The following is a 4,573-nucleotide window of genomic DNA, read 5'->3' as shown; positions in this document are numbered from 1 at the left end:
CCCCGAAACAGATCTGGCGGCTGGTGAACTCGTGTTCGCCCCCGGCGAGCGGGGGCGAACACGTCGTACTCCAACAGAAACTCGAATTCAAGATATTCGAACAGCGGTACTGTTTCGGTAGCCGCTGCCTTCAAGAAGTCGTCAACCGAAGCGACGTCTTGCAGGGTTGCGGTTGTGTTGGACACACTTTCCGCACCCTGCTGCTTCGTACGTGACGCTTTCTATGACACGCTCTAGTCTAAACCGACCCGCTCCGACGACGATAAGAACTGCCTGACGAGTACAAGCGATGGATATCGCAGACGCACCGGGTTCGCTGAAAGTGATTAGGCCGGTCCTGGAACCGGTTCGGCTCCACGTCGAAGCGTCCCACCACCTCACCACTCGCTAATTAGCAGTGTGACGATCACTCTCCGTACGATTCTCTCCTCTTGGGGTGCGTGGAGTATTCGTCCGGTCTCGTTTCCAGCACCGTTGCCGAAAAACGTCTTCAATCGCGGATTTCGATACCGTAGAGCGATCGATGTTGGAGTCAAACGGCGAGTCCTGGGAGGGCGACACACGTTTTCAGGCTCGACTTAAACATTCTGTACGGATTCTCAGTGAGAAAATGCTCCCTGAAGTTAATCCTAAGTGGCTCAAATATTTCCATTGTATGAACATAATACAGTTAAATGGCATTGGAACGGAACGAAGGACGTTCCTCAAAGCGGCTGGCGCGACGGGGCTCACGACGGTCGGTATCAGTGGCACGGGGGCCGCAGATGAACGGAACGATACACGAGCGAAAAATGCACAGGAGAACGCAGACGTGTACGTGACCGTTCTCGGGTCGGGCGCGTCGGCGCTGAAAAATGGCCGGTCGTCGGTCGGCTACGTCGTCCACGTGGACGGCGAACCGAAGGTACTCGTCGACGCCGGGGGCGGCACCGCATCGGCCATCAGCGAGGCAGAAATCGACATCACGAGGCTCGACCTCGCGTTGTTCACCCACCTCCACGTCGACCACACGGCCGATTTTCCTGCGATTCTCAAGGCGTCCTACCAACAGGGTCGTGACAGCCGCCCGTGGGAGATGTATGGCCCGACGGGCGCCGGGATTCGCCCCAGTACGACCGAGTGGGCCACCAGAATGTTCGACGGGAGAAACGGTGCGTACAGCTACATCCGCGAGTTCGTCAAGGAGTATCTTCGAACCGACGTCTGTCTCGAGACATACGACGTCAAGGCACCGGTCGATTCGGCCGGGAAGATTCGGACGATATACGACGCAGACGGTCTGCGCATCGATGCAGCCCCGACCAAACACGGCGCGATGCCATCACTCGCCTATCGCGTGTCCTACGACGGCACCTCGTTCACGTTCACGGGTGATTACAGCTCGAAGTTCGGCAACGTTCCCAAACTGGCGAGAGGGACCGACGTGATGATTCAAAATCGCCTGCTCGAACCCGAATTGGAGATGAGCGGGTCCGAACCGAAGCAAGTGCTCCACTCGACCCCGAGCGAAGTCGGAACGAACGCACGCAAGGCCAACGCAGGGATGCTCGTTCTCTCGCACGTCAGCCGAGACCAGGTCACCGACTTGCGTGAAGAACTCGACATCATCACCGACGCCTACGACGGGCCGATAGTCGTCACGAAGGACCTCCTCGACGTGTACCCGGACGGAAACGTGCTCGAAACGAAGGCGAATCCCGAGACGGGGACGCCTGAGGACAACGGTGACGACCTCATGCTTCTGCCGAATACGAACAGTTCGAACGTGAAAAACGACGTACGGTCCGATGGGGCCTGACGACACGATGTCCTGACCGACGGTGTCGCGGCCGGTCGTTTTCTTTACGAAAGTGCGAGGAGATATCCCGTCCTAAAGGATGGGGAGGATGTCAGTGCACTGTTTGGAGTGCTGGCTTGATATCGCTTATCGGAGACCCATCGACGGCGTCCAGTCCACGGACTCGGAGTCGCGTGCCGTCGACGCCGAGTAGCAGACCGGTGCAGATGTTGAGTGGGTTCGGACGGTAGGGAGCCTGGAACCAGTGTTAGAACGCGATGATGGTTATTCCTCTCTAGCCTGGTTCGGATAGACCACGGAAGGTCCCAGCGGCTGATTAAAGAGTCGTTCGAGACACGGGAAAGTCGCGCGGCTACGTCGGGATCGACATCACACCGTTAACCACGACGACTTCATGTTTCTATCGGGGAAACACCAACGTTGTTGGATCGTTTCGCCGTTGCTCCTGAGTTCGACGACTGCATCGAATAGCGTTGCAAAGATACGTACCGTCTCGCTCCCCGTAGCGACTGCCAAGTGGAAGTGGCCCATTCCTCTGACAGCTCGAATGCGCTCGGTGAGGAGGTGGAGAAACTGGAATACCGTTTCGGTGTCGTGTTCACTAATCAGCGGACGGAGCGAGTCGAAACACACGCGTAGTTCGGCGGGCGCCAGCTCAGGTGTGATTCGTTGAAACTCGTCGACGGCTTCGGAAATCGTCACGCCGAGTGTGGATAAGTCCGGTTCGTCGATACGCTTCGTGGGAAGACCAACCGTCGACGCCGTCGTTTGGACGGCCGTGCTTCTCGATTGCGTCGCGTACGTTATATGACTCACCGTATCTGCCTGGGGGTTTCGCTGTCCGGGTGGGAGCCGTGCCTCCGGTGTACTCGTCGAATGGTCGGTCGTAACGAGGATGCGTCGACGCGTGGCGCTGTCGTCACCAAGCATGTCATGGCACGCGTGTCGATACTCTGCCGGGGGGAGATTGCCGACGACGAGGAGCGCAGAACCCTCTTGCTTCAATGCAGCGAGATGAGCGGTAAACGCCTGATATCCCGCATCTCCCGACTCCGAACGTTCTCCTAGGCAGTCCATTAATACTACATAAATATATCTATTAAAAAAACATCTAGAATAAATATCACTATCGTTTACTATTAATTATAACGTGTTCGAGATGTCTAGCAGCCTCCCTACGGAGAAATCGACGCTCTCGACTATCTCCTCGCGCCGACTGCGGACGGGACTCCGTGGACGGGTGGTACTGTTTTCCTCTCCAGGGCTACGCTATGTCGGTAGTTGGTGGGACGATTCTAGTTCGTCACGGGGAGCATTGAGAGTCACGATACCTTCTGGAAAAACAGGCTCGTCGAGCAACACAGTGACATCTGTAATCGCGACTTCGGCATCAGTCGTGACTCGCCGTGGATACACTCGGCAAAATGTGTCGTGGTCACATGGTTCTTACATATTTAAACTCCTCTTGCTGTTGATGAAGGCAGTATCACCGACGGAAAAGTCAGGAGGACAGCGAATCGAGCAGGTATCCACCCGGGTACTGTTTGAACGCGCGACGGCCCACTGTGTGCATTGTGGCTCCGAGGTACGATTGGACCGACGTCACAAGTACGTCTCCGTCAGGCGACCGGAAGCGGATGCCGATGCTCGTCTGGAAGAGTTTGTCTTGTGTGACGCCAACTGTTTGTCCGCGTTCAGGTAACGAACCGGAAGGGGGTGACTACCTTTCTATCAGCATTTCAACTCTGGTATGCACCGGGGACCGACCCAACCGCGTTCTATTTGAGCGTGAACTCTCTTAGATAGGGCATACAGTGATGGAACCCTCGCTGAGAAGTATCGACGTTCTGCACACCGACGGCCATTCACGAGCGCGTTCTCGAAGCAATCCGTAATTAGCATGCGCGAACAACTGGAACAAGAACTCCGAGAAACCAAAGAGGAACTGCGTCGGACACGAAACCTCCTCGGTCTCGTTCTCCGTGAGGGGCAGATTACGGCTGCTCGTGTCGATACCGACCTCCGCCACACGTGGGTCTACGACTCGAATCCCGAGGGATTCTCCAAAACAGAAATTCTCGGGAAACGTGATGACGAACTGTTCCCCTCCGCTGTCGCCGAACCGACGATGGCCATCAAACGCGAAGTGCTGGAGACTGGTGAACCCATCACTCGGGAAATCTCCTTTCAGAAACCCAGCGGCGTACGCGACTATCGGATGGCTGCCGAACCGATGCTGGACGAAACGGTACCGTCGACGGGGTCATGCACGCCGCTTTCGACGTCACGGACACGAACGCCCTCGAAGAACGCGAACGCGAGCTCCGAGCCTTTCGCAAGGCGATCGAACACGCAGGCCATTCCATCTATCTCACTGATCCAGACGGCACTGTCGAATACGTCAACTCGATGTTCGAAGAGTAGACCGGCTACACAGTCGAGGAGGCAGTCGGCGAAACTCCGCGAATCCTCAAATCTGGCGAACACGACGATGCGTTTTACGCAGACCTCTGGGAGACCATCCTCTCCGGTGACGTGTGGACCGGCGAGGTGATCAACGAACGGAAGACGGGCGAGAACTTCACCGTCAATCAAACCATCGCGCCGATCACGAACGCGGCTGGTGAAATCGAACACTTCGTGGCCATCAACGCCGATATTCGCTAGTTGTCCACTCTGGCTCAGGAGTCCAGCAGCTGATACGTAGTCCTGAGTGAAGCGGGTGAATCAGGAACCTGATTCATCCGCTGTCCGGATACGCACCTGGTGAACCTT

Annotated in this window: 3 protein-coding genes and 4 pseudogenes; 4 read left to right on the top strand and 3 right to left on the bottom strand. The window is 56.5% G+C overall.

Annotation, left to right across the window (positions count from 1 at the left end):
• Positions 1–185, bottom strand: a pseudogene (locus tag ACR3FF_RS25790) (IS5/IS1182 family transposase); the annotation flags it as partial.
• Between the two features lie 470 nt (positions 186–655).
• Here ACR3FF_RS25790 and ACR3FF_RS25785 point away from each other — a divergent pair.
• Positions 656–1,798: an MBL fold metallo-hydrolase gene (locus ACR3FF_RS25785; RefSeq protein WP_458190949.1), complete on the top strand. Its 1,143-nt coding sequence runs from the start codon at positions 656–658 to the stop codon at positions 1,796–1,798.
• A gap of 91 nt (positions 1,799–1,889) precedes the next feature.
• Here ACR3FF_RS25785 and ACR3FF_RS25780 read toward each other — a convergent pair.
• Together ACR3FF_RS25780 and ACR3FF_RS25775 are read right to left on the bottom strand one after the other, a co-directional pair.
• Positions 1,890–2,021: pseudogene (locus ACR3FF_RS25780) on the bottom strand (TrmO family methyltransferase domain-containing protein); the annotation flags it as partial.
• A 146-nt stretch (positions 2,022–2,167) separates the two neighbouring features.
• A complete protein-coding gene (locus ACR3FF_RS25775) occupies positions 2,168–2,875 on the bottom strand; it encodes a DUF7504 family protein (RefSeq protein ID WP_458190948.1) in 708 nt (235 codons plus the stop codon).
• A gap of 823 nt (positions 2,876–3,698) precedes the next feature.
• Between ACR3FF_RS25775 and ACR3FF_RS25770 the strand changes: the two are divergent.
• From ACR3FF_RS25770 to ACR3FF_RS25760, 3 genes and pseudogenes are all read left to right on the top strand, one after another.
• Positions 3,699–4,028, top strand: a pseudogene (locus ACR3FF_RS25770) (PAS domain-containing protein); the annotation flags it as partial.
• 35 nt (positions 4,029–4,063) lie between these two features.
• Positions 4,064–4,222 (top strand): hypothetical protein, encoded by a 159-nt coding sequence (locus ACR3FF_RS25765; RefSeq protein ID WP_458190950.1) that lies wholly within the window; start codon positions 4,064–4,066, stop codon positions 4,220–4,222.
• 12 nt (positions 4,223–4,234) lie between these two features.
• A pseudogene (locus ACR3FF_RS25760) lies at positions 4,235–4,465 on the top strand (PAS domain-containing protein); the annotation flags it as partial.
• Positions 4,466–4,573 lie beyond the last annotated feature (108 nt).

The sequence above is a fragment of the Haladaptatus ordinarius genome (genome assembly GCF_054177595.1).
The sequence above is the reverse complement of the archived record's forward strand: the minus strand, read 5'-3'. Positions and strand labels throughout refer to the sequence as shown.